This is a genomic window from Streptomyces sp. NPDC059443 (assembly GCF_042750105.1).
In the GTDB taxonomy this organism is placed as follows: domain Bacteria; phylum Actinomycetota; class Actinomycetes; order Streptomycetales; family Streptomycetaceae; genus Streptomyces.
Genome location: NZ_JBHYVM010000043.1, coordinates 24125 through 45530, shown reverse-complemented (window position 1 = coordinate 45530; position 21406 = coordinate 24125). Strand labels below are relative to the sequence as shown.

Below are 21406 nucleotides of genomic sequence, written 5' to 3'. Positions count from 1 at the left end.
CCTCTGGCGCCTTGGGGGCGGCGCTGTCACCATGCCGGGGTGACCGCCACCCTGCTGCCTCAGGGCGCCGAGCGCGGACCGCGCCGGTGGCCCCTGGTGGGGAACCTCCCCGCCTTCGCCCGCGATCCGCTGGCCTTCTTCGAGTCGCTGCGCGACGAGTACGGCGACTGGGTGCCCTGGGCGCTCGGCCCTCAGCACAATGTGCTGGTCTCGCGGCCCGAGCACGTCGGCGAGCTGCTGGGCGCCGTCGAATCCACCTTCAAACCCACCGAACTGGGCTGGGCCTTCCGCCAGTTGCTCGGCAACGGGGTGGTCGTCGCCACCGGCGACGACTGGCGGCGCAAGCGGGCACTGGTCCAGCCGTCCGTGCGGCCGCGCCAAGTGCGCTCGTACGCGGCCACGATGGTGGAGTGCGCCGACGCACTGGCCTCCGGCTGGCGCGAGGGCGAACGGATCGACGTGCACAAGGAGATGGCCGGACTCACCCAACGGATCGCGGTGCGCACCCTGTTCGGGAGCGACGCCGCCGGACGGGAGGAACCGATCAGTGCGGCCATGGCCACGGCGCAGCGGGAACTGAGCGCGGAATTCAGGGGGTTGACCCTGTTCCTGCCGCCGTGGGTCCAGACCCCGGGCCGCCGCCGGATGCGGGCGGCGGTGGCCGTCCTCGACCGGGAGATCGAGCACGTCATACGGGAACACGAGGCGGCCTCGGCGGCCGGCGAGGAACGGGACGACCTGCTGAGCCGCCTGCTCGCCGCCCGGGACGAGAACGGAGCCCCGCTCTCGCGCACGGAGCTGCGCGACGAGTCGATCACCCTCTACATCGGCGGCCACGAGACCACCTCGACCACCCTGACCTGGGCCTGGCAGCTCCTGTCGGGGGCGCCCGAGGCCCGCGAGCGCCTGACGGAGGAACTCGACCGGGTGCTCGGCGGCCGCCTCCCCACCTACGAGGACTACGCGCGGCTGCCCTGGACCCAGCAGGTGGTCAAGGAGGCGCTGCGGATCTATCCGCCGATCTGGCTGATCTCCGCGGTGGCCACGGAGGGCGCGAAGCTCGGCGGGCGGCCCGTCCCGGCCGGGCTGTCGGTGTGGGTGAGCCCGTGGTCGATGCACCGGGACGCGCGCTGGTTCCCGGAGCCGGAGGCGTTCCGCCCCGAGCGCTGGGACGCGAACGCCCCGCACCCGGTCCCGGAACACGCCTGGTTCCCCTTCGGCGGCGGCCCCCGCGCCTGCCTGGGCGCCCGCTTCGCCCTGGTCGAGGCCGCCCTCGTCCTGGCCGTCCTGGCCCAGCGCTTCCACCTGGACAGCGGTCCCACCCGCGCCAAGGTCCTCCCGGGCCTCACCCTCCAGCCGGTCGGCGCGGTCCCGGCGACCCTGCGCGCGAGCCGGGCGTAACGGAAGCCGGCGGCCGGCGGCCGGAGCTCGGAGCTCGGAGCTCGCGGGAAGATCCCGTCGCCGCGCCCGGTTGGTAGAACCGTGAACGATTTCTTGGAGCGGGACGCGGCAGCGGTAGCGGCAGCCGTGGACGTGGTGGTGGTCGGTGCGGGGCAGGCGGGGCTGTCCAGCGCCTATCACCTGGCGCGGGCGGGCATCGGGCACGTGGTCCTGGACCATGCGCCCCGTCCGGGCGGCGCCTGGCAGTTCCGCTGGCCCTCGCTCACCTACGGCAGGGTCCACGGGATGCACGCGCTGCCGGGGATGGAGCTCACCGGGGCCGATCCGCTGCGGCCGTCCTCCGAGGTGATCTCCGAGTACTTCGCCGCGTACGAGGAGCGCTTCGGGCTCCAGGTGCGCCGACCGGTCGACGTCACGGCCGTACGCGACGGGGCGCGGCGGCGGCTGCTCGTGGAGACCGGGTCCGGCGCCTGGTCGGCGCGGGCGCTGATCAACGCCACCGGGACCTGGGACCGGCCGTTCTGGCCGCGCTACCCGGGGCAGGAGACCTTCCGCGGCCGTCAGCTGCACACGGCGAACTATCCCGGGCCGGGCGAGTTCGCCGGAGCCCGGGTCATCGTGGTGGGCGGCGGCACCTCGGCCGTGCAGCACCTGCTGGAGATCGCGGAGGTGGCGGCGGAGACCACCTGGGTCACCCGGCGGCCCCCGGTGTTCCGCGACGGGAACTTCGGCGAGGCCGAGGGCCGCGCGGCGGTGGCCCTGGTGGAGGACCGGGTCGGTCGGGGGCTGCCTCCGCAGAGCGTGGTCAGCGTGACCGGCCTGCCGCTGAACGAGGCGGTCCGCGGCGGCCTGGCCTCGGGGGTGCTGGAGCGCCGCCCGATGTTCGACCACCTCACGGCCCGGGGGGCCGCCTGGGCCGACGGGCGGCGGGTGGACGCGGACGTGATCCTGTGGGCCACCGGCTTCCGCGCGGCCATCGACCACCTGGCCCCGCTGCGACTGCGCGAACCGGGCGGCGGCATCCGGCTCGACGGCACGCGCGCGGTCCGCGACGAGCGGATCCACCTCGTCGGCTACGGGCCTTCGGCGTCGACCATCGGCGCCAACCGGGCCGGCGGCTCCGCGGTCCGCGAGATCCACCGGCTGCTCGCGCGCACCCCGGCCGAAGTCCGCTAGCGGCCCTCGCGCCGTCAGGTCTTCTTCGAGGCCGACCGGAGCCGGTTGAACTCGGCCACGTGACGCTTGTGCTCCTCGTACGTCTTCGAGAAGCGGGTGTCGCCCGCCTTCACGGTGACGAAGTACAGCCACTCCCCCGGGGGCGGCGCGACCGCGGCCGCCATGGCGTCCAGGCCGGGGCTGTCGATCGGTGTGGGTGGCAGGCCCTGGCGCTCGTACGTGTTGAAGGGGCTGTCGATCTTCGTCTCGCTCGTCTTGGTGTCCACCGTGGCACGGTTCAGGGCGTAGTTGATGGTGGAGTCCATCTGGAGCGGCATCGACTTCGCCAGCCGGTTGTGCACCACCCGGGCGACCTTGCCCATGTCCCCGCGGGTGGCGGCCTCCGCCTCGATGATGCTGGCAAGGGTGGCCGTCTGGTACGGGGTCATCCCGTGGGCCTTGCCGCCGTCCGCGACGGCCTTGGTGGCGAGCTTCTTGTTCGCCGTCTCGACCATGTACGTGAGCAGCGTGGCCGGGGTGGATTCGGACGTCACCGGATAGGTGGCCGGGAAGAGGTACCCCTCCGGATTGCCCTTGGCCTCCGGGGGCAGGGGCAGCGCGGTCTTCGCGGCGGCCGCCTGGGCGGAGCCTGCCGGGAGCTTGAGCTCGCGGTCGATGGCGGCGTAGACCTGCGGGGCCCGCCAGCCCTCGGGGATCAGCAACTGGCGCGGCTTCTGGGGCGCTTCCTCGCCGGGCAGCAACGGGATCAGTGCGGCTGTCCCGAGTCCCACGAGCGAGCCGAGGAAGAGCGCCAGCCGACCCCGGCGGGTCAGCCGGGAACGGCGCGGTGGTGGCGGCCGGTTCTCTTGACGCATGCGGAAACGCTAACCCGCGAAGCGTCATATTTATGACATCTTGCCCGTGTTCCAGTCATACGATCACACATTTACCGGGGCCGGTTCGGTCCCGCGCAGGGTGTCCGGCTTGAGCGCACCCGGCTTGAGCCCGTCCGAGGTGAGGGCCTCCGGCGTGAGCGCGGTCTCCCGGTCCCGCCGGACCAGCGCCGCGTACCGGCCGTCGGCCGCCAGCAGTTCCTCATGGGTCCCCCGCTCCGCGATCCGCCCCGCGTCGAGCACCACGATCTGGTCGGCGTCGCGGACGGTGGAGAGGCGGTGGGCGATGGTGATGGTGGTGCGGCCCTGCGAGAGATTGTCGATGGCGCGCTGCACGGCGTGCTCGGTGCGGGTGTCCAGGGCGCTCGTGGCCTCGTCGAGGATCAGCACCGGCGGGTCGCGCAGGATGGTGCGGGCGATCGCGAGGCGCTGCTTCTCACCGCCGGAGAACCGGTACCCGCGTTCTCCGACCAAGGTGTCGTACCCGTCGGGCAGGGACTCGATGTGCTCGTGGATCTGGGCCGCGCGGGCAGCCTCGGCTATCTCCTCGTCGGTGGCGTCCGGCTTGGCGAAGCGCAGGTTGTCGGCGACGGAGGCGTGGAAGAGGTAGGTCTCCTGGGAGACCACGCCGATGGAGCGGGCCAGCGAGTCGAAGTCAAGATCGCGCACATCCACCCCGTCGAGGGCGACACGGCCGCCGGTGACGTCGTAGAGCCGGGGCACGAGATAGCTCAGCGTGCTCTTGCCGGATCCGGTGGGGCCGACCACGGCGAGGGAGCCTCCGGCCGGGACGGTGATATCGATGCCCGTCAGCGTCGGGCCGCTCTTGGCGTCGTACGCGAAGTGGACGTCCTCCAGCCGGACCTCGCCCTTGGCACGGTCGAGGCGGACGGGGTCCTCGCGCTCGGTGATGTCCACCGGCAGGTCGAGGTACTCGAAGATGCGGGCGAACAGCGCGAGGGAGGTCTGTATCTGGACACCGGTCGACAGCAGGCTCACGGCGGGCCGGAACAGGCCCTGCTGGAGGGTGACGAAGGCGACGAGGGTGCCGACCGAGAGCGAGGGCGCACCGGTCTGCAGGGCTATGCCGGCCGCCCAGTAGATGAGCGCGGGCATGGCGGCCATGACGATGCCGATGGTGGACATCCGCCAGCGCCCGGCCATGCTGGAGCGCACTTCGAGGTCGACGAGCTTCTCGGACTCCTCGGCGAAGGAGGTGGTGAGCGAGTCGGCGCGGCCCATCGTGCGGCCGAGCAGGATGCCGCTCACCGACAGGGACTCGGTGACCGTCGCGGCCATCGTGGCCATCTGCTTCTGGCGCTGCGCGGTGATCTTCTTGCGCTCGCTGCCGACGCGGCGGCTGATCCACACGAAGACGGGCAGCAGGAACAGCGAGACGAGCGTGAGCCGCCAGTCGAGCGCGAGCATCGCGACGACGGAGGCTATGACGGCCGTGGCGTTCGAGACGAGGGAGGTCGCCGTGGAGGTGACCGTGGCCTGCATGCCACCGATGTCATTGGCGATGCGGGACTGCACCTCGCCGGTGCGGGTGCGGGTGAAGAAGGCCAGTGGCATCCGCTGGAGCTGCGCGTAGACGGCGGTGCGCAGATCGTGCATGACGCGCTGGCCGACGGTCGTGGATATGAGGGTCTGCAGGACGCCGAAGATGCTGGTCACGACGGCGGTGGCGATCATGCCGAGGGCGAGCAGGCTGAGCAGCCCGATGCGGCCCTGCGGGATCGCGACGTCGAGGATCGCCTTGAGCAGGAACGGCGAGGCCACGCCGACCAACGAGGAGGCGCCGACGAGTACGGCGACGATGCCGAGGCGGCCGCGGTAGGGCCGGAACAGGCCGGCGATGCGGCGCAGCTCGCGCGGCCGCTCGGCCGGGGTGGGACCGCTGGGGTCGAGGGATTCTTTCGAGGGCGTCCACTCGGGTTCCTTGGGGCGCATGGGCCTCCTTCATGACAGCTGACCAGACTCGAATGAGCATAGCTCATTGTTACCTATACTCACAATGAATCTGGTCCTGATACTGTTCCCATTATGAGGACCGCACCATGAGCACCGCTTCCGAGACCGACAGCACCGACGGCATCCTGGCGGAGCAGCTCCTGCGCCTGACCCGGCGGCTCCACCGCATCCAGAAACGCCATCTGGAGCCGCTCGGCATCACCCCGGCGCAGTCCCGGCTGCTGCGCACGGTCGCCCATCTCTCCACCGCGCAGCCGCCCCGGATGGCGGACCTCGCCGCCCGCCTGGAGGTCGTGCCCCGCGCCGTGACCACGCTGGTGGACGGCCTGGAGGCCGCCGACTGCGTGCGCCGCGCGCCCGACCCGGCGAACCGCCGCGTCATACGGATCGAGCTCACCGACACCGGCCGCGCCACGCTGCGCCGGCTGCGCAACGCGCGAACCGACGCCGCAGAGGAGATCCTGGCTCCATTGACCGCCGGTCAGCGCGAAGTGCTCGGCGGTCTGCTGAACGCGCTGGCGGACGCCCCGCCGGAGCTGCACTGCTGACCAGGTGGCGGGCCGGCCGGGAGAAAGCCGCGACTGCTCCGAACGAGTGAGCCGAGCGAGTTGAGGGGTTGCGCATGCCGCTGCTGGAACCGAAGCCGGGGGCCCTGCGGCCGCGGAGCGTCACCGCCCCCGCCCCCGACCGGGTGCCCGACCGGCGGGCGACGGGGACCCCCGAGACCCTGCGCCGCGAGCTGACCGAGCTGCTGGGCGCCGACAAGGTCCTCTGGAAGATCTCCGACCTGGTCCGCTACGCCTCGGACGCCTCCCCGTACCGGTTCGTGCCCCAGGTCGTGGTGGTCGCCGAGGACATCGACGACGTCTCCACCGTCCTGTCCTACGCCCACGGCAAGCAGCGCGAGGTCGTCTTCCGCGCCGCCGGCACCTCGCTCAACGGCCAGGCCCAGGGCGAGGACATCCTGGTCGACGTGCGCCGCCACTGGGCCGGGGTCGAGGTGCTCGAAGAAGGCCGCCGCGCCCGGATCCAGCCGGGCACCACCGTGCTGCGGGCCAATGCCGCCCTCGCCCGCCACGGCCGGATCCTCGGCCCCGACCCGGCCAGCGCCATCGCGTGCACCCTCGGCGGGGTCGTCGCGAACAACGCCTCCGGCATGACGGCGGGGACCACGAGGAACTCGTACCGCACCCTGTCCTCCCTCACCTTCGTCCTGCCGAGCGGCACCGTGGTCGACACCGCCGGTCCGCTCGCCGACGAGGAGCTCGCCCACGCCGAGCCGGCCCTGTGCCACGGGCTGATGGAGATCAAGAAGGAGATCGAGGCCGATCCGGAGCTCGTCGCCCGCATCCGGGCCAAGTACGAGATCAAGAACACCACCGGCTACCGGCTCGACGCCTATCTCGACGGCTCCACGCCGGTGGAGATCCTGCGCGGGCTGATGGTCGGCTCCGAAGGCACCCTGGGCTTCATCTCCGAGGTCGTCTTCGACACCCTGCCGCTGGACCGCGAGCTCACCAGCGCCCTGCTGTTCTTCCCCTCGCTGCCCGCCGCGGCCGCGGCCGTGCCGCTCTTCAACGAGGCCGGCGCCCTGGCCGTCGAGCTCATGGACGGCAACACCCTGCGCGCCTCGGTGGCCGTGGAGGGCGTGCCCGCGGACTGGGCCCGGCTGCCCAAGGACACCACCGCCCTGCTCGTGGAGTTCCGCGCCCCGGACGAAGCCGGCCGCGCGGAGTACGAGCGGCGCGCCGCCGGGGTGCTGGCCCGGCTGGACCTGGTCGCGCCGGTGGCCTCGGCGACCAATGCCTTCACCCGCGACGCGAAGACCATCTCCGGCTACTGGAAGGCCCGCAAGGCCTTCGTCACCGCCGTCGGCGGGGCCCGTGCCTCCGGCACCACCCTGATCACCGAGGACTTCGCGGTCCCCCCGTCCCGGCTGGCCGAGGCCTGCGAGGCGCTGCTCGAACTCCAGGCGGAGCACGGCTTCGACGCCGCCGTCGCCGGTCACGCCGCCCACGGCAACCTCCACTTCCTCCTCGCCTTCGACGCCGCCAAACCGGCCGACGTCGAGCGGTACGCCGCCTTCATGGACGCCTTCTGCCGGCTCACCGTGGAACGCTTCGACGGCTCACTGAAGGCCGAGCACTCCACCGGCCGCAACATGGCCCCCTTCCTGGAGCTGGAATGGGGACCCCGGGCCACGGAACTGATGTGGCGCACCAAGCGGGTGATCGACCCCGACCTGGTGCTCGCCCCGCGGATCCTCCTCGACCGCGACCCGAAGGCACACCTGCGCGGGCTGAAGACGATCCCGCAGGTGGAGGCCGTGGCGGACCCCTGCATCGAGTGCGGGTTCTGCGAACCGACCTGCCCCAGCGAGGACCTGACGACCACTCCGCGCCAGCGGATCGTGCTGCGCCGGGAGATGATGCGCCAGCAGCCCGGCTCCCCCGTCCTCGGCGGACTGCTCGACGCCTACGGCTACGACGCCGTGGACACCTGCGCCGGCGACTCCACCTGCAAACTCGCCTGCCCCGTGGGCATCGACACCGGCGCCCTGATGAAGGACTTCCGCCACCGCCGCCACAGCCCGCGCGAGGAGCGCACCGCCGCGCTGGCCGCCCAGAGGTTCCGGACGGTCGAGGCCGCCGCCCGGCTGGCCGTGGCCGCCGCCGACAAGATCACCGACACCGTCGGGGACCGGGTGCTGGAGGCCGTGACGGGGCTCGCGCGCAGAGCCGTACGGCCCGACCTGGTCCCGGAGTGGCTGCCGCAGATCCCCGGCGCCGCCGCCCGGAAACTGCCCGCTACCCGGCGGGTCGGCGCCGCCGCCGTGTACTACCCGGCCTGCGTCAACCGGATCTTCGGCGGCCCCGAAGGCCGCCCCGGCCCCTCCCTCCCGGAGGCCGTCGTGGCGGTCTCGGAGCGTGCCGGAAGGCCGGTGTGGATCCCCCGGGACGTGACGGGCACCTGCTGCGCGACGATCTGGCACTCCAAGGGGTACGAGGCCGGCAACCGGGTGATGGCCAACCGGATCGTGGAGGCCGCCTGGGGCTGGACGGCCGGTGGCCGGCTGCCGCTCGTGGTCGACGCGTCCTCCTGCACCCTGGGCATCTCGCACGAGGTGGTCCTGTACCTCACGGACGACAACCGGGCGCTCCACGCGGAGCTGCGGATCGTCGACTCCATCGTCTGGGCGGCCGAGGAGCTGCTCCCGCACCTGGAGATCCGGCGCACGATCGGGTCCGCGGTGCTCCACCCCACCTGTTCGATGCGGCACTTGGACGACGAGGCGCAGCTGCGGGCGGTGGCCGAGGCCTGCGCGGACGAGGTGGTCGTCCCGTACGACGCGGGGTGCTGCGCCTTCGCGGGCGACCGCGGGATGCTGCACCCCGAGCTGACGGAGTCGGCGACGGCGCGCGAGGCGGCCGAGGTGACGGCGCGGGAGTTCGACGCGCACCTGTCGGCGAACCGGATGTGCGAGGTGGGCATGGACCGGGCCACCGGCCGGAGCTACTACTCGGCCCTGCTGGAATTGGAGCGCGCCACTCGCCCTTGAGCGCTTGAGCCTTTGAGCCTCTGAGGCCTTGAGGCCGAAACCCTCACCGCCGGAAGCTTTGGCCAACGGAAAATCGATTGCCCCGACCCGGTCCGGAACGCGAACCTTGCACGGTTTGGAACTCTCGACCAGTCATGGGGCGTCATGCAGATCAGCGATCTTCCGTATCCGGACCCAGGGGTACCCGATGCTCGCTCCGGCCCCCGGTTCCTCTGGTGGCTGGGGCGCGGCCAACTCGGCGGACAGGCCAAAAGCCTGAGCTGGGGAATGCTCCACTTCTGCGGCATCGCCGGGCTGCCGTACGCGGTGGGCCTGGGTGTCGACGCCGTCGTCGACCGTGACGGCGCCCGGCTGCTGTGGGTCGGCGGCCTGATCGCCCTGCTCGGCGTCGCGATCGCGCTCGGCGACTCCATGCTGCACCGGACCGCCGTCACCAACTGGATCACCGCCGCCGCGCGGGTCCAGCAGCTGCTGGCGCGCAAGACCGCCGAGCTGGGCGCCGCCCTGACCCGGCGGGTCGCGGCGGGCGAGGTGGTGGCGGTGTCCACGGGCGACGTGGAGAAGATCGGCTGGTTCGTCGAGGCGGTCTCCCGCTTCCTCGCCGCCGCTCTCACCCTCCTCATCGGCTGCGTGGCGCTGCTCTTCTACGCCCCCGCCATCGGTGTGGTGGTCGCCATCGGCATGCCGGTGCTCGCCCTGGCCGTCCTGCCGCTGCTGCCGCGCGCCACCCAGCGCGCCGACGTGCAGCGGGAGAAGGCGGGCAAGGCCACCGAGCTGGCCTCCGACACCGTGGCGGGCCTGCGCGTGCTGCGCGGCATCGGCGGCGAGGAACTGTTCCTCAGCCGCTACCGCGAGGCCTCGCAGGAGGTCCGCAGGGCGGCCGTGCGCAGTGCCCGGATGTGGGCCCTGATCTCCGCGGTCCAGGTGCTGCTGCCGGGGATCCTGCTGATCACGGTCGTCTGGTACGGGTCCGCGCTCGTGCTGGACGGCCGGCTCGCGGTCGGCGAACTCGTCGCGGCCTTCAGCGCGGTGGCGACCATGCTGTATCCGCTACGGCACTTCGAGGAGATCGCGATGGCGTACTCCTTCTCGCGCCCCTCCGCCAAGCGGGCCGCCCGGGTGCTGTCGCTGACCCGGACGGAAGCCGAGGCCGAGGCCGGGACGGCCCCGCGCCCTCCCGCCCCCGGTGGTGACCTGTACGACCCGGAGACCGGGCTGCTGGCCCCGGCGGGCCGGTTCACCGCCGTGGTCTGCGGGGACCCCGACCTAGCGGGCCGGCTGGCCGAACGCCTCGGGGGCCACCCGATGGAGGACGGCTGCGGTCCCTCCGTCCTGCTGGGCGGGGTCGCGCTGGACGAGCTCGCGCTGGACACCGCGCGCACGCTGGTCCTCGTACAGGACAAGGATCCGGTGCTGCTGTCCGGAACGCTGCGCGAACTGTTCGACGTACCGGCTTCCGGGACGGTCGAGCCGCGCGCGGCGCTGGCGGCGGCCCAGTGCGCGGACGTGCTGGACGCGCTGCTGCAGTCCGCCCCGGACGGGGTGGACGACCCGATGGACGCCCGGATCACCGAGCGCGGCCGGTCCCTGTCCGGCGGGCAGCGCCAGCGGCTCGCGCTGGCGCGGTCGCTGGTCACCGATCCGGAGGTGCTGGTGCTGGACGAGCCGACCTCGGCGGTCGACTCGCACACCGAGGCTCGGATCGCGGACGGGATCGCTGAGCTGCGCGCGGGGCGCACGACGGTGGTACTGGCCTCCTCGCCGCTGCTGCTGGACCACGCCGACCGGGTCGTCCTGATCCACGAGGGCGCGGTGGCGGCGAGCGGCACGCACCGCGAACTGCTGCACGGCGAACCGCGCTACCGCGCGGTCGTCACCCGCGAGACCGAGGACGAACAGCGGCTCTCGCAGCGGAAGGCCGGACGGCCGGACGCCGTACTCACAGAGATCGAGGAATCCGCATGATCGGCGTGGCGCCGCCGCAATACGATCCGGCGGCCCCCGAAACGGCCGCGACCCTGCCCGTGGGCACGTCGGCGACCGTACGGGGCTACGTGCGCGGCCTGTTCCGCCGCCACAGGCGGGCCTTCGTGGTCCTGGTGGCGGTCAACACGGTCGCGGTGATCGCCTCCATGGTGGGCCCGTACCTCCTGGGCCAGGTCGTGGACCAGCTCACGGAAGGGGCGCGCGAACTGCACCTGGGGCGCGTCGGGCTGCTGTTCACGCTGGCCCTGGTCGTCCAGACCCTGTTCGTCCGGATGGTCCGGCTGCGCGGGGCGATGCTCGGCGAGGAGATGCTGGCCGATCTGCGCGAGGACTTCCTCGTCCGCTCGGTGGGTCTGCCGCCGGGCGTGCTGGAGCGCGCCGGAACCGGTGACCTGCTGTCGCGGATCACCACCGACATCGACCGGCTGGCCAACGCGATGCGCGAGGCCGTGCCCCAGCTCGCCATCGGCGTGGTGTGGGCGGGGCTGCTCTACGGGGCGCTCGCCGTGACCGCACCGCCGCTGGCGCTGGCCGCGCTGGTGTCGCTGCCCGTGCTGGTGATCGGCTGCCGCTGGTACTTCAAGCGGGCGCCCCGGGCCTACCGTTCGGAGGCGGCCGGGTACGCGGCGGTCGCGGCCGTGCTCACCGAGACGGTGGACGCGGGCCGCACCATCGAGGCGCACCGCCTCGGCGCGCGCCGGATCGAGCTGTCGGAGCGGCGGATCAAGGAGTGGACGGCCTGGGAGCGGTACACGCTGTTCCTACGGACGGTCCTCTTCCCCGTCATCAACGTCACGTACGTGACGATCCTCGGCGCGGTGCTGATGATCGGCGGGTACTGCGTGATCCAGGGCTGGATGTCGGTGGGGCAGCTGACCACGGGCGCGCTGCTCGCGCAGATGATGGTGGACCCGATCGGCCTGATCCTGCGCTGGTACGACGAGTTGCAGATCGCTCAGGTCTCGCTGGCCCGGCTGGTGGGCGTACGGGAGATCGAGCCGGACGCGGGCGACGCGGCCGTCTCCCCGGACGGCCGGGACGTCCGGGCGGACGAGGTCCACTTCGGCTACCGCGAGGGCGTCGACGTCCTGCACCAGGTGTCGATGTCGGTGCCGCCGGGCACCCGGATGGCCCTGGTCGGGCCCTCGGGCGCGGGCAAGTCCACGCTGGGCCGGCTGCTCGCGGGCATCTACGCGCCCCGGACCGGCGAGATCACCCTCGGCGGGGCGCGGCTGTCGCGGATGCAGGCGGAGCGGGTGCGCGAGCACGTGGCCCTGGTCAACCAGGAGCACCACGTGTTCGTGGGCTCGCTGCGCGACAACCTGCGCCTGGCGCGCACCGGGGCCGCCGACACCGAGCTGTGGGAGGCCCTCGGCTCGGTGGACGCGGACGGGTGGGCGCGGGCGCTGGACGCCGGTCTGGACACCGAGGTCGGTTCGGGCGGCACGGCGCTGACCCCGGCACAGGCGCAGCAGATCGCGCTGGCCCGGCTGGTGCTGGCCGACCCGCACACGCTGGTGCTGGACGAGGCGACCTCGCTGCTGGACCCGCGCGCGGCCCGGCACTTGGAACGCTCGCTGGCCCGGGTGCTGGACGGCCGCACGGTGATCGCGATCGCCCACCGGCTGCACACCGCGCACGACGCGGACGTGATCGCGGTGGTCGAGGGCGGCCGGATCAGCGAGCTCGGCTCGCACGACGCCCTGGTCGAGGCCGACGGGGCGTACGCGGCCCTGTGGCGCTCCTGGCACGGCTGAGCCGGCTGCGGGCAGCCGGCCACTGAACGCCCCTGACGGCCTCGACCGTCAGGGGCGTTCGGCTCCCGCGAGCAGTTTGAGCAGAAGTTCCTCGTCACGGGGAGGGAGTTCGGACACGAAGCGGGCCAGGACCGCCTCGCGGTCCGTTCCGCCGTCCAGGAGCGAGCGCATCTGTTCGGCCGTGTGCGTGGCCTCGTCGCCGACGGGGCGGTACGCGAATCCGCGCCCCGCGCGCCCCCGGGTGAGCAGGCCCTTCTCGTAGAGACGGGTGAGGATCGTCAACACCGTGGTGTGCGCCAGGTCCCCGGGCAGCCGGTCGTTGACCTGGGCCACCGTCAGAGGGCCGGGCGCGGACCACAGGACGCCCAGCACGCTGCTCTCCAACTCGCCCGCCGCCCGGCGGGGCTTGCCCCGCGCCCGTCGGTCAGCCGCCCCGGTTCCCGTTCCGGCCCCGCTCACGCCACCCACCTCGCCGTCGGGTGCCCGATACGTCATCGGACTTTCGCACCACAACCCGGCAATCTACCTGTTCTCGCAAAGTCTGAGCACGTTTTCCGGCGCTTTCCCAGCAGGTCACCCCATGAACTACTACACGTTGTAGTGTTTCGCCGCACCACCGGCATCCAGGGGAAGCAGGTCCACGTGGCGCTCCACGACCGATCCGACGGCAACGCGTCGGACACCGGGGCCGGCACCGTCGTGATCATCTCCGCCTCCGTCGGGGCGGGTCATGACGGAGCCGCCGCCGAGCTGACGCGCCGGCTCACCCTCGCGGGTGTCGGCGTCACCCGCCACGACTTCCTGGACCTGCTGCCTCCGCCCGTCGGACGGCTGCTCAACGCCTCGTACCACCGGATGCTCGAACACGCCCCCTGGATGTTCGAGCGCATCTACGCCGCCACCGACCGCCCCGGTGGCGGACGGCCGGCCGCCACCGCCCTGCGCGCCGCCGAGGCCCGCACACTGGCCGCCCTGCCGCCCGGCACCCGCGCGGTCGTCTCCACGTACCCGCTCGCCAGTCAGGTGCTCGGCGCCCTGCGGCGGGACGGGCGCCTGAGCGTGCCGACGTTCACCTACCTCACCGATTTCTCGGTCCATCCGACCTGGGTGGCCGACGGGATCGACGTCCATCTCGCCGCACACCCCGTGCCCGCCGAGCAGGCGAGGAGGGCGGGAGCGGCCCGGGTCCGGACCACCTTCCCCGTCGTCGCGCCGGAGTTCGCCCCCGCGTCCGGCGGCGACCGGGCCACCGCGCGGGCGCGGTTCGGCCTGCCCGCCACCGAACCCCTCGCGTTGCTGGTCGCCGGCTCCTGGGGCGTCGGCGACGTCGCGCGCACGGCTTCGGAGATACGCGCCGGCGGCGTGGCCACGCCCGTGGTCGTCTGCGGCCGTAACGAACGGCTCGCCCGGAGACTGCGCCTGGCCGGTGTGGAGCACGTGCTCACCTGGGTGGCGGACATGCCCTCCCTGATGCGCGCCGCCGATGTGCTGGTGCAGAACGCGGGCGGGCTCACCTCCCTGGAAGCCTTCGCCAGCGGTCTGCCCGTGATCTCCTACAACTGCATACCGGGGCACGGGCGGACCAACGCCGCCGCGCTGGAGGAGGCCGGGTTGGCCCCCTGGGTCCGGCGGGCGGAAGATCTCTCCGCGGCCCTGTCCCGGGTGCTGCTCGGGGCGGAGGGAACGGCCCGACGAGCCGCCGGGCTCGCCCTGTTCGACACCCCGCCGGACTCCGGCCCGGACGCGGCCGTACGCTCCGTCCTCACCCCGGCGCCCCGCGCTACGCGCGACGGGGCAGGGTCCGGGTCCGGGGATCACCGGCCGACCGGCATCCGGCGGGCGCGCGGTGGATCCCCGCGGCGCAGGGCCGCCGCGGCCGCGCTGACCGTGGCCGTCGTCGCCGGGGTCGCGCTCACCGCGCCCGAGAGCACGGAGGCAGCCGTCGCCCACAGCAGCTGGACGCTGCTGCACGTCGTTCACCGCTGACCGCCTGCCGGCCTGGCGGCCTGGCGGCCTGGCGGCCTGCCCTGCGAACCACAGCCGCACGGGCCGCACCAGCCGTTTCCGCAACCCCAAGGAACCCGCATGACCACATCCGCATCCGCGCTCCGCACCGCCGCCCGCCTGGCCTGCCTCACGGCCCCGGCCCTGGCCGTCGCCCAGTGCGCACCCGCCCTCGTCGCCCTGAACCCGGTGCGAAACCGCCTCGTGCCCGGACTCTCGGGACTCGGCCGGCCCGATCACGTGGCCCTGACCTTCGACGACGGCCCCGATCCACTGTCCACGCCGTTCTTCCTGCGCGCCCTCGACGAACGGGGCATCCGCGCCACGTTCTTCGTGCTCGGCTCCATGAGCCGCCGGGCCCCCGGGCTGCTGCGGGAGATGGCGGACGCCGGGCACGAGATAGCGATGCACGGCTGGCTCCACCGCCCCCTGCCCTTGCGGGGCCCGCGCGCCACCCTCGACGACCTGCGCAGGGCCCGTGACTGCATCGGGGACATCACCGGCCGGGCCCCCGAGCTGTTCCGGCCGCCCTACGGGGCCATGAGCGGCTCGGCACACCTGGCCGCCCGGCGGCTCGGACTCTCGACGGTGCTGTGGAGCGCGTGGGGCAGGGACTGGAGCCGCCGGGCCACCCCCGAGTCGGTGCACCGGACCGTCACGGACCAGCTGCGCGGCGGGGGGACCATCCTGCTCCACGACAGCGACGTCACCTCGGCGCCGGGCTCCTGGCGGGCCACCCTGGGCGCGCTGCCGATGATCCTCGACACCTGCGCGCAGCGCGGACTGGAGGTGGGACCACTGCGAGCCCACCGGTTCGGGCCGCCTGCGCAGCCGGTCTCCCCCGACCCCCGCAGACTCCGGACCGGCCCTTCGCGGGAAGGGCTGGACGGCTAGAAGAAGCCGAGGGCAGAGGCTCCGCCGACTCCGCCGAGGAGCATGAACACCGGCATGAGGACCTTGAGCTCCACCCAGCTGCCGGCGCGGAAGCGCATCATCTTCGGCGGGCCGAGCGGGTACCAGCGCTTGCCCGCGATGGGGATGGGCCACAGGACCGGGCAACCGGAGACGGTCAGGGCGTCGCCGATGTCGTGGACCAGGGCGCCGAGCACGATCGGCAGGCCGAGCCACAGGTACTCCTGGCCGGGGCCGGTGAAGAGCCAGCCGGAGCCGTTGCCGGGCTGGTCGAGCACCCCGGCCAGTATCCAGGCGCCGGTGGCGCCGAGCAGCCAGACCAGGACGTCGCTGGACATCCGGGCGGCCCGCCACAGAAGGCCTTCGACGGCGAGGACCAGGTGGACGAAGAGGAGGAAGAGCACGCCCCAGCGGTCGGCGGTGACGGCGAGCGCGGAGGAGCCGGCGCCTATCAGGACGGCCCAGACCCAGGTGTGGGTCAGGGTGCGGTGGCCGCCGGTGCGGCGGGCGTCGCGCGGGGCCCGGGTGGCTTTGTAGACCGCGTAGGAGATCTTGTCGACCACCTCGCACAGGCCCCGGGAGAGCGGGCCGAAGGCGCGGGAGATCGTCGCCGACTTGTGGTCGAGGTCGGGGGCCAGGGCGGCTCCGGCGCAGATGAGGGCTCCGACGACGAGGACGGGCCAGGGCATCGGGTGCCCGGCGGCGGCTGCCGCCGCGCCCACCCCCAGCCAGGCCGCTGCCCCCGACAGTGAGTGCGCCGGACCCATCATGGTCGTTCCCCGCCCCGTTTGTGTGCTGGTCGGGCCCTGTTGACGGTGTCGCTCGGGCCTTGTCGACGGCACAGCGTACCGTCGATGATCTTCCTTCCGTCCGCCGGTTCCCTCATCCGGGGGGAAGCCAGGCAAGATGGGGGGTGTGACCCTCATTGATCAGCTCCCGCCGAACGCCGACCCCGATGCCCTCTTCGAGGCTTTCTCCTCGTGGGCGGAGGACCAGGGCATCACCCTGTACCCGGCTCAGGAGGAGGCGCTGATGGAGGTGGTCACCGGCGCGAACGTGATCCTTTCCACACCGACCGGCTCCGGCAAGAGCCTGGTCGCGGCGGGCGCCCATTTCACGGCGCTGGCCCAGGACAAGGTCACCTTCTACACCGCTCCGATCAAGGCCCTGGTCTCGGAGAAGTTCTTCGACCTGTGCAAGCTCTTCGGCACCGAGAACGTCGGCATGCTGACCGGCGACGCCTCGGTGAACTCGGACGCCCCGGTGATCTGCTGTACCGCCGAGGTGCTGGCCTCGATCGCCCTGCGGGACGGCAAGTACGCCGACATCGGCCAGGTCGTGATGGACGAGTTCCACTTCTACGCGGAGCAGGACCGCGGCTGGGCCTGGCAGATCCCGATCCTGGAGCTGCCGCAGGCGCAGTTCGTCCTGATGTCCGCGACGCTCGGCGACATGAAGCGCTTCGAGGAGGACCTGACCCGGCGCACGGGCCGGCCCACCTCGATGGTCCGCTCCGCGACCCGGCCCGTCCCGCTGTCGTACGAGTACGTCACGACGCCGATCACCGACACCATCACCGAGCTGCTGGAGACCCGGCAGGCGCCGGTCTACATCGTGCACTTCACCCAGGCCCAGGCGGTCGAGCGGGCGCAGTCGCTGATGAGCATCAACATGTGCACCCGCGAGGAGAAGGACAAGATCGCCGATCTGATCGGCAACTTCCGCTTCACCACCAAGTTCGGCCAGAACCTCTCCCGTTACGTCCGCCACGGCATCGGGGTGCACCACGCGGGCATGCTGCCCAAGTACCGCCGCCTGGTGGAGAAGCTGGCCCAGGCCGGTCTGCTGAAGGTCATCTGCGGTACCGACACCCTCGGCGTCGGCGTCAACGTCCCCATCCGCACGGTGCTGTTCACCGCGCTGACGAAGTACGACGGCACCCGGGTCCGCACGCTGCGCGCCCGCGAGTTCCACCAGATCGCCGGCCGCGCCGGCCGGGCCGGCTTCGACACGGCGGGCTACGTGGTGGCCCAGGCGCCCGAGCACGTCATCGAGAACGAGAAGGCCCTGGCGAAGGCGGGCGACGACCCGAAGAAGCGCCGCAAGGTGGTCCGGAAGAAGGCCCCCGAGGGCTTCGTCGCCTGGTCGGACACGACCTTCGAGAAGCTCATCGCCGCGGACCCGGAGCCGCTGACCTCGCGCTTCAAGGTCACCAACATCATGCTCCTGTCGGTCATCGCCCGGCCCGGGGACGCCTTCCAGGCGATGCGCCACCTGCTGGAGGACAACCACGAGCCGCGCAAGGCCCAGCTGCGGCACATCCGCCGGGCCATCGCCATCTACCGCTCGCTGCTCGACGGCGGGGTGGTCGAGAAGCTCGACACCCCCGACGCCGAGGGCCGCTCGATCCGGCTGACCGTCGACCTCCAGCAGGACTTCGCGCTCAACCAGCCGCTGTCCACCTTCGCGCTTGCCTCCTTCGACCTGCTGGACCCGGAGTCCCCCTCCTACGCGCTGGACATGGTCTCGGTCGTCGAGTCCACGCTGGACGATCCCCGCCAGATCCTCGCCGCCCAGCAGAACAAGGAACGCGGCATGGCCGTGGGCGCGATGAAGGCCGACGGGGTCGAGTACGAGGAGCGCATGGAGCGGCTCCAGGAGATCACCTATCCCAAGCCCCTCGAAGAGCTGCTCCTGCACGCCTACGGCGTGTATAGCAAGAGCCACCCGTGGGTCCGCGACCACCCGGTCTCCCCGAAGTCGATCATCCGCGACATGTACGAACGCGCGATGACCTTCACCGAGTTCACCTCGTACTACGAACTGGCCCGCACCGAGGGCATCGTGCTGCGCTATCTGGCGAGCGCGTACAAGGCGCTGGACCACACCATCCCCGACGACCTCAAGTCCGAGGACCTCCAGGACCTGATCGCCTGGCTCGGCGAGCTGGTCCGCCAGGTCGACTCCAGCCTGCTCGACGAGTGGGAGCAGCTGGCGAACCCGGAGGTGGAGACGGCGGAGCAGGCCCAGGAGAAGGCCGACCAGGTCAAGCCGGTCACGGCGAACTCCCGCGCCTTCCGCGTCCTGGTCCGCAACGCCATGTTCCGCCGGGTAGAGCTGGCCGCCCTGGACCACGTCAACGTGCTGGGCGAGCTGGACGGCGAGTCCGGCTGGGACGCCGACGCCTGGGGCGAGGCCCTGGACGGCTACTGGGACGAGTACGACGACCTCGGCACCGGCCCCGACGCCCGCGGCCCCAAGCTGCTCCAGATCGAGGAGGACCCGGCGCACGGCCTGTGGCGCGTCCGCCAGACCTTCGCCGACCCCAACGGGGACCATGGCTGGGGCATCAGCGCCGAGGTCGACCTCGCGGCGTCCGACGAGGAGGGCCGGGCCGTCATCCGCGTCACCTCGGTCGGCGAGCTCGGCCAGCTCTGACCTCCCCCGGGCTCCGTCCGGGGGGACCCGCAACCGCAACCGAACCGGCGCCACCACGGGCGCCGGCCCCGACAGTGGAGATCCTCTGATGACGAACCCCGCCGAGAGGCTGGTCGATCTGCTCGACCTGGAGCAGATCGAGGTCAACATCTTCCGGGGCGCGAGCCCCCAGGAGTCCCTCCAGCGCGTGTTCGGCGGCCAGGTCGCCGGGCAGGCGCTGGTGGCGGCCGGCCGCACCACCGAGGTGGACCGGCCGGTCCACTCCCTCCACTCGTACTTCCTGCGCCCCGGCATCCCCGGGGTGCCGATCGTGTACCAGGTGGAGCGGGTGCGCGACGGGCGCTCCTTCACCACCCGCCGGGTCACCGCGGTCCAGCAGGGCAAGACCATCTTCAATCTGACCGCCTCCTTCCATCACCCGGAGGAGGGCAGCATCGAGCACCAGCTGCCTCCCCGCCATTTCCCCCATCCCGACACGCTCCCGAAGGTCGTGGACGAGATCCGCGATCACCTGGGCGCGCTGCCGGAGGCGCTGGAGCGGATGGCCCGCCGCCAGCCCTTCGACATCCGGTACGTGGACCGGCTCCGCTGGACCCCCGAGGAGCTCAAGGACGCCGATCCGCGCAGCGCGGTGTGGATGCGCGCCGTCGGCCCGCTGGGCGACGACCCGCTCGTGCACACCTGCGCCCTCACCTACGCCAGTGACATGACCCTCCTCGACGCCGTGCGCATCCCCGTGGAACCCCTGTGGGGCATGCGCGGTTTCGACATGGCCTCGCTCGACCACGCCATGTGGTTCCACCGGCCGTTCCGGGCGGACGAGTGGTTCCTGTACGACCAGGAGTCACCCATCGCGCACGGCGGCCGGGGCCTGGCCCGCGGCCGGATCTACGACCTCGAAAGCCGGCTGCTCGTCTCGGTGGTCCAGGAAGGCCTCTTCCGCCCGTACGGCTCCAAGGCCTCCAAGCAGCCGCCTGTGTCGCCGCAGTAATCCGTCCCCTCCCCGAAGAACTGAGTGCACCCATGCCCACCCCGGCCCTCCCCTGCCCCTGCGGGCTGCCCGCCGCCTACCCGGAGTGCTGCGGCCGCTTCCACTCCGGCGAGCGGCAGGCGCCCACCGCCGAACTGCTGATGCGCTCCCGCTTCAGCGCCTTCGCCGTCGGTGACACCGCCTACCTGCTGCGCTCCTGGCATCCCTCGACCCGGCCGGACAGCCTCGACCTGGATCCCGGGCAGCGCTGGGAGCGGCTGGAGATCCTGGCCACCGAGCGCGGCGGAATGTTCGAGACGGAGGGCTCGGTGGAGTTCCGGGCGCACTACCGCGAGGGCCGGCACACCGGCTCACTGCACGAGCACAGCAGCTTCTCCCGCGAGGCCGGAGCCTGGGTCTACGTCGGCCCCCTCTCCCCCGTCGACTTCGACTGACCCCGGGCTCCGGTCAGCGCGAAGTCGAGGCTGGTGCGGTACCAGTGGATCTCGTCCGAAGCCTCCGCCACCAGCAGCCGGGCCGCCACGGCGGCGGCCGCCGGGAGCTGCGGGTGCCCATAGGGCGCGGGCGGGGCGAGCGCAGCGAGCAGGATCCGCTCGGCCGGGTCGGGTACCGTCTCGCGCACATCCGAGTCCGGGAGTACGGAAGCCAGTACGGCCGCCCTCTCCCAGGGGTCGGCGGTCCGTCTCAGCAGCAGCCCGACGTGCCGCTCCCGCCACTTCCGGGGCCGCAGGTCGGCCTTGGCCGCCATCAGCTCCCGGTCCGCCGGCGGGGCGCTGCCGCGCAGCATCCCGGGCTTGGCCGCCGCGAAGTCCCGTAGCTCCGCGGCCAGATAGAGCCAGACCACCGCCCGGTACCGGTTGATCCGGTATCCCACCGGGGTAACGTGCCCGCAGCGCGCGAGCCGGGTGAACCTGCTCGGGCCGACTCCCAGGGCGGCGGCCGTGGCCTCCGCTCCCGCCACCGTCTCGACGCGCTCGCGCAGCGTGTCCGGCAGCCCCTCGACCGACCGGACCCGGCCGAGCTCGGTCCGGGTGAAGCGGGCGGCCCCGCCGGGTCCCGGCGGACCGGCGCGCACGATGCCCAGCTGGACGGCGCGGGCGAACTCGCTCCGGCTCAGCCCCAGCTCCTCCGCGGCCTGCCCGCCGCCCACGAGTCCCTCGACCGCTTCCCCGCGCACGAGGGTCCCCGGCGTCCGCGCCGTCACCGACGTCTGCGTATTCGTCTTCGTCATCACGCTCTCCCCACCACAAGCGATTACCGTGTGTGAAGACCGTAACTCAGCGCGACGACACCCCGCGGGGGCTGTGGATATCCCGAAAAGACCAGGCCAGGCAGG

At 72.5% G+C, this 21406-nt stretch carries 16 protein-coding genes; 11 read left to right on the top strand and 5 right to left on the bottom strand.

Going from position 1 to position 21406, the window contains the following annotated elements; all coding sequences use genetic code 11:
• The first annotated feature begins 39 nt into the window (after nucleotides 1–39).
• A complete protein-coding gene (locus ACFXDJ_RS31770; RefSeq protein WP_384851056.1) occupies nucleotides 40–1401 on the top strand; it encodes a cytochrome P450 in 1362 nt (453 codons plus the stop codon).
• Between the two features lie 81 nt (nucleotides 1402–1482).
• The gene (locus ACFXDJ_RS31765) at nucleotides 1483–2577 is read left to right on the top strand and encodes an FAD-dependent oxidoreductase (protein WP_384654986.1); all 1095 of its coding nucleotides are present in this window, start codon (nucleotides 1483–1485) and stop codon (nucleotides 2575–2577) included.
• 14 nt (nucleotides 2578–2591) lie between these two features.
• On the opposite strand, the gene mltG is transcribed toward ACFXDJ_RS31765, so the two are convergent.
• A complete protein-coding gene (gene mltG / locus ACFXDJ_RS31760; RefSeq protein WP_384654983.1) occupies nucleotides 2592–3431 on the bottom strand; it encodes an endolytic transglycosylase MltG in 840 nt (279 codons plus the stop codon).
• A 63-nt stretch (nucleotides 3432–3494) separates the two neighbouring features.
• Complete coding sequence (locus ACFXDJ_RS31755) at nucleotides 3495–5402, bottom strand: ABC transporter ATP-binding protein (RefSeq protein WP_384654980.1); 1908 nt, start codon at nucleotides 5400–5402, stop codon at nucleotides 3495–3497.
• 107 nt (nucleotides 5403–5509) lie between these two features.
• Here ACFXDJ_RS31755 and ACFXDJ_RS31750 point away from each other — a divergent pair, with 107 nt between their 5' ends.
• From ACFXDJ_RS31750 to ACFXDJ_RS31735, 4 genes are all read left to right on the top strand, one after another.
• Nucleotides 5510–5971, top strand: coding sequence for a MarR family winged helix-turn-helix transcriptional regulator (locus ACFXDJ_RS31750; RefSeq protein ID WP_384654977.1), 462 nt, complete (start codon nucleotides 5510–5512; stop codon nucleotides 5969–5971).
• Nucleotides 5972–6045: 74 nt separating this feature from the next.
• On the top strand, nucleotides 6046–8982 hold the full coding sequence (locus ACFXDJ_RS31745) for an FAD-binding and (Fe-S)-binding domain-containing protein (protein ID WP_384851054.1): 2937 nt from the start codon (nucleotides 6046–6048) through the stop codon (nucleotides 8980–8982).
• Between the two features lie 144 nt (nucleotides 8983–9126).
• Nucleotides 9127–10947 (top strand): ABC transporter ATP-binding protein, encoded by a 1821-nt coding sequence (locus ACFXDJ_RS31740; RefSeq protein ID WP_384654971.1) that lies wholly within the window; start codon nucleotides 9127–9129, stop codon nucleotides 10945–10947.
• The gene (locus tag ACFXDJ_RS31735; protein ID WP_384654968.1) at nucleotides 10944–12725 is read left to right on the top strand and encodes an ABC transporter ATP-binding protein; all 1782 of its coding nucleotides are present in this window, start codon (nucleotides 10944–10946) and stop codon (nucleotides 12723–12725) included. Before ACFXDJ_RS31740 ends, ACFXDJ_RS31735 begins: the two co-directional genes overlap by 4 nt.
• A gap of 48 nt (nucleotides 12726–12773) precedes the next feature.
• Here the strand turns inward: ACFXDJ_RS31735 and ACFXDJ_RS31730 are convergent, their stop codons facing one another.
• Nucleotides 12774–13184, bottom strand: coding sequence for a BlaI/MecI/CopY family transcriptional regulator (locus ACFXDJ_RS31730; protein WP_384654965.1), 411 nt, complete (start codon nucleotides 13182–13184; stop codon nucleotides 12774–12776).
• Nucleotides 13185–13325: 141 nt separating this feature from the next.
• Here ACFXDJ_RS31730 and ACFXDJ_RS31725 point away from each other — a divergent pair, with 141 nt between their 5' ends.
• Both ACFXDJ_RS31725 and ACFXDJ_RS31720 read left to right on the top strand, forming a co-directional pair.
• On the top strand, nucleotides 13326–14711 hold the full coding sequence (locus tag ACFXDJ_RS31725) for a glycosyltransferase (RefSeq protein ID WP_384654963.1): 1386 nt from the start codon (nucleotides 13326–13328) through the stop codon (nucleotides 14709–14711).
• A gap of 99 nt (nucleotides 14712–14810) precedes the next feature.
• Nucleotides 14811–15623, top strand: coding sequence for a polysaccharide deacetylase family protein (locus ACFXDJ_RS31720; protein ID WP_384654960.1), 813 nt, complete (start codon nucleotides 14811–14813; stop codon nucleotides 15621–15623).
• Here the strand turns inward: ACFXDJ_RS31720 and ACFXDJ_RS31715 are convergent.
• Entirely contained in the window at nucleotides 15620–16411 is a 792-nt protein-coding gene (locus tag ACFXDJ_RS31715) for a metal-dependent hydrolase (protein ID WP_384654957.1), read from the bottom strand. The two genes, ACFXDJ_RS31720 and ACFXDJ_RS31715, sit on opposite strands and share 4 nt — an antisense overlap.
• Before the next feature lie 145 nt (nucleotides 16412–16556).
• Here ACFXDJ_RS31715 and ACFXDJ_RS31710 point away from each other — a divergent pair, with 145 nt between their 5' ends.
• The 3 genes from ACFXDJ_RS31710 (at nucleotide 16557) to ACFXDJ_RS31700 (ending at nucleotide 20504) form a co-directional block, all read left to right on the top strand.
• Nucleotides 16557–19079, top strand: coding sequence for a DEAD/DEAH box helicase (locus tag ACFXDJ_RS31710; protein ID WP_384851052.1), 2523 nt, complete (start codon nucleotides 16557–16559; stop codon nucleotides 19077–19079).
• 88 nt (nucleotides 19080–19167) lie between these two features.
• Nucleotides 19168–20070 carry an acyl-CoA thioesterase gene (locus ACFXDJ_RS31705; protein ID WP_384851050.1) on the top strand — a complete coding sequence of 301 codons (903 nt, stop codon included), beginning with the start codon at nucleotides 19168–19170 and terminating at the stop codon, nucleotides 20068–20070.
• A gap of 32 nt (nucleotides 20071–20102) precedes the next feature.
• Complete coding sequence (locus ACFXDJ_RS31700; RefSeq protein ID WP_384663932.1) at nucleotides 20103–20504, top strand: YchJ family protein; 402 nt, start codon at nucleotides 20103–20105, stop codon at nucleotides 20502–20504.
• Here the strand turns inward: ACFXDJ_RS31700 and ACFXDJ_RS31695 are convergent.
• Nucleotides 20468–21301: a DUF6397 family protein gene (locus ACFXDJ_RS31695; protein WP_384663930.1), complete on the bottom strand. Its 834-nt coding sequence runs from the start codon at nucleotides 21299–21301 to the stop codon at nucleotides 20468–20470. The genes ACFXDJ_RS31700 and ACFXDJ_RS31695 overlap by 37 nt on opposite strands.
• Nucleotides 21302–21406: the final 105 nt, after the last annotated feature.

Excerpts from the sequence above, each read along its gene's own strand:
- mltG (WP_384654983.1), bottom strand. The coding sequence starts at position 3,431 with ATGCGTCAAGAGAACCGGCCGCCACCACCGCGCCGTTCCCGGCTGACC.
- ACFXDJ_RS31755 (WP_384654980.1), bottom strand. The coding sequence starts at position 5,402 with ATGCGCCCCAAGGAACCCGAGTGGACGCCCTCGAAAGAATCCCTCGAC.
- ACFXDJ_RS31750 (WP_384654977.1), top strand. The coding sequence starts at position 5,510 with ATGAGCACCGCTTCCGAGACCGACAGCACCGACGGCATCCTGGCGGAG.
- ACFXDJ_RS31745 (WP_384851054.1), top strand. The coding sequence starts at position 6,046 with ATGCCGCTGCTGGAACCGAAGCCGGGGGCCCTGCGGCCGCGGAGCGTC.
- ACFXDJ_RS31740 (WP_384654971.1), top strand. The coding sequence starts at position 9,127 with ATGCAGATCAGCGATCTTCCGTATCCGGACCCAGGGGTACCCGATGCT.
- ACFXDJ_RS31735 (WP_384654968.1), top strand. The coding sequence starts at position 10,944 with ATGATCGGCGTGGCGCCGCCGCAATACGATCCGGCGGCCCCCGAAACG.
- ACFXDJ_RS31720 (WP_384654960.1), top strand. The coding sequence starts at position 14,811 with ATGACCACATCCGCATCCGCGCTCCGCACCGCCGCCCGCCTGGCCTGC.
- ACFXDJ_RS31715 (WP_384654957.1), bottom strand. The coding sequence starts at position 16,411 with ATGATGGGTCCGGCGCACTCACTGTCGGGGGCAGCGGCCTGGCTGGGG.
- ACFXDJ_RS31705 (WP_384851050.1), top strand. The coding sequence starts at position 19,168 with ATGACGAACCCCGCCGAGAGGCTGGTCGATCTGCTCGACCTGGAGCAG.
- ACFXDJ_RS31700 (WP_384663932.1), top strand. The coding sequence starts at position 20,103 with ATGCCCACCCCGGCCCTCCCCTGCCCCTGCGGGCTGCCCGCCGCCTAC.
- ACFXDJ_RS31695 (WP_384663930.1), bottom strand. The coding sequence starts at position 21,301 with ATGACGAAGACGAATACGCAGACGTCGGTGACGGCGCGGACGCCGGGG.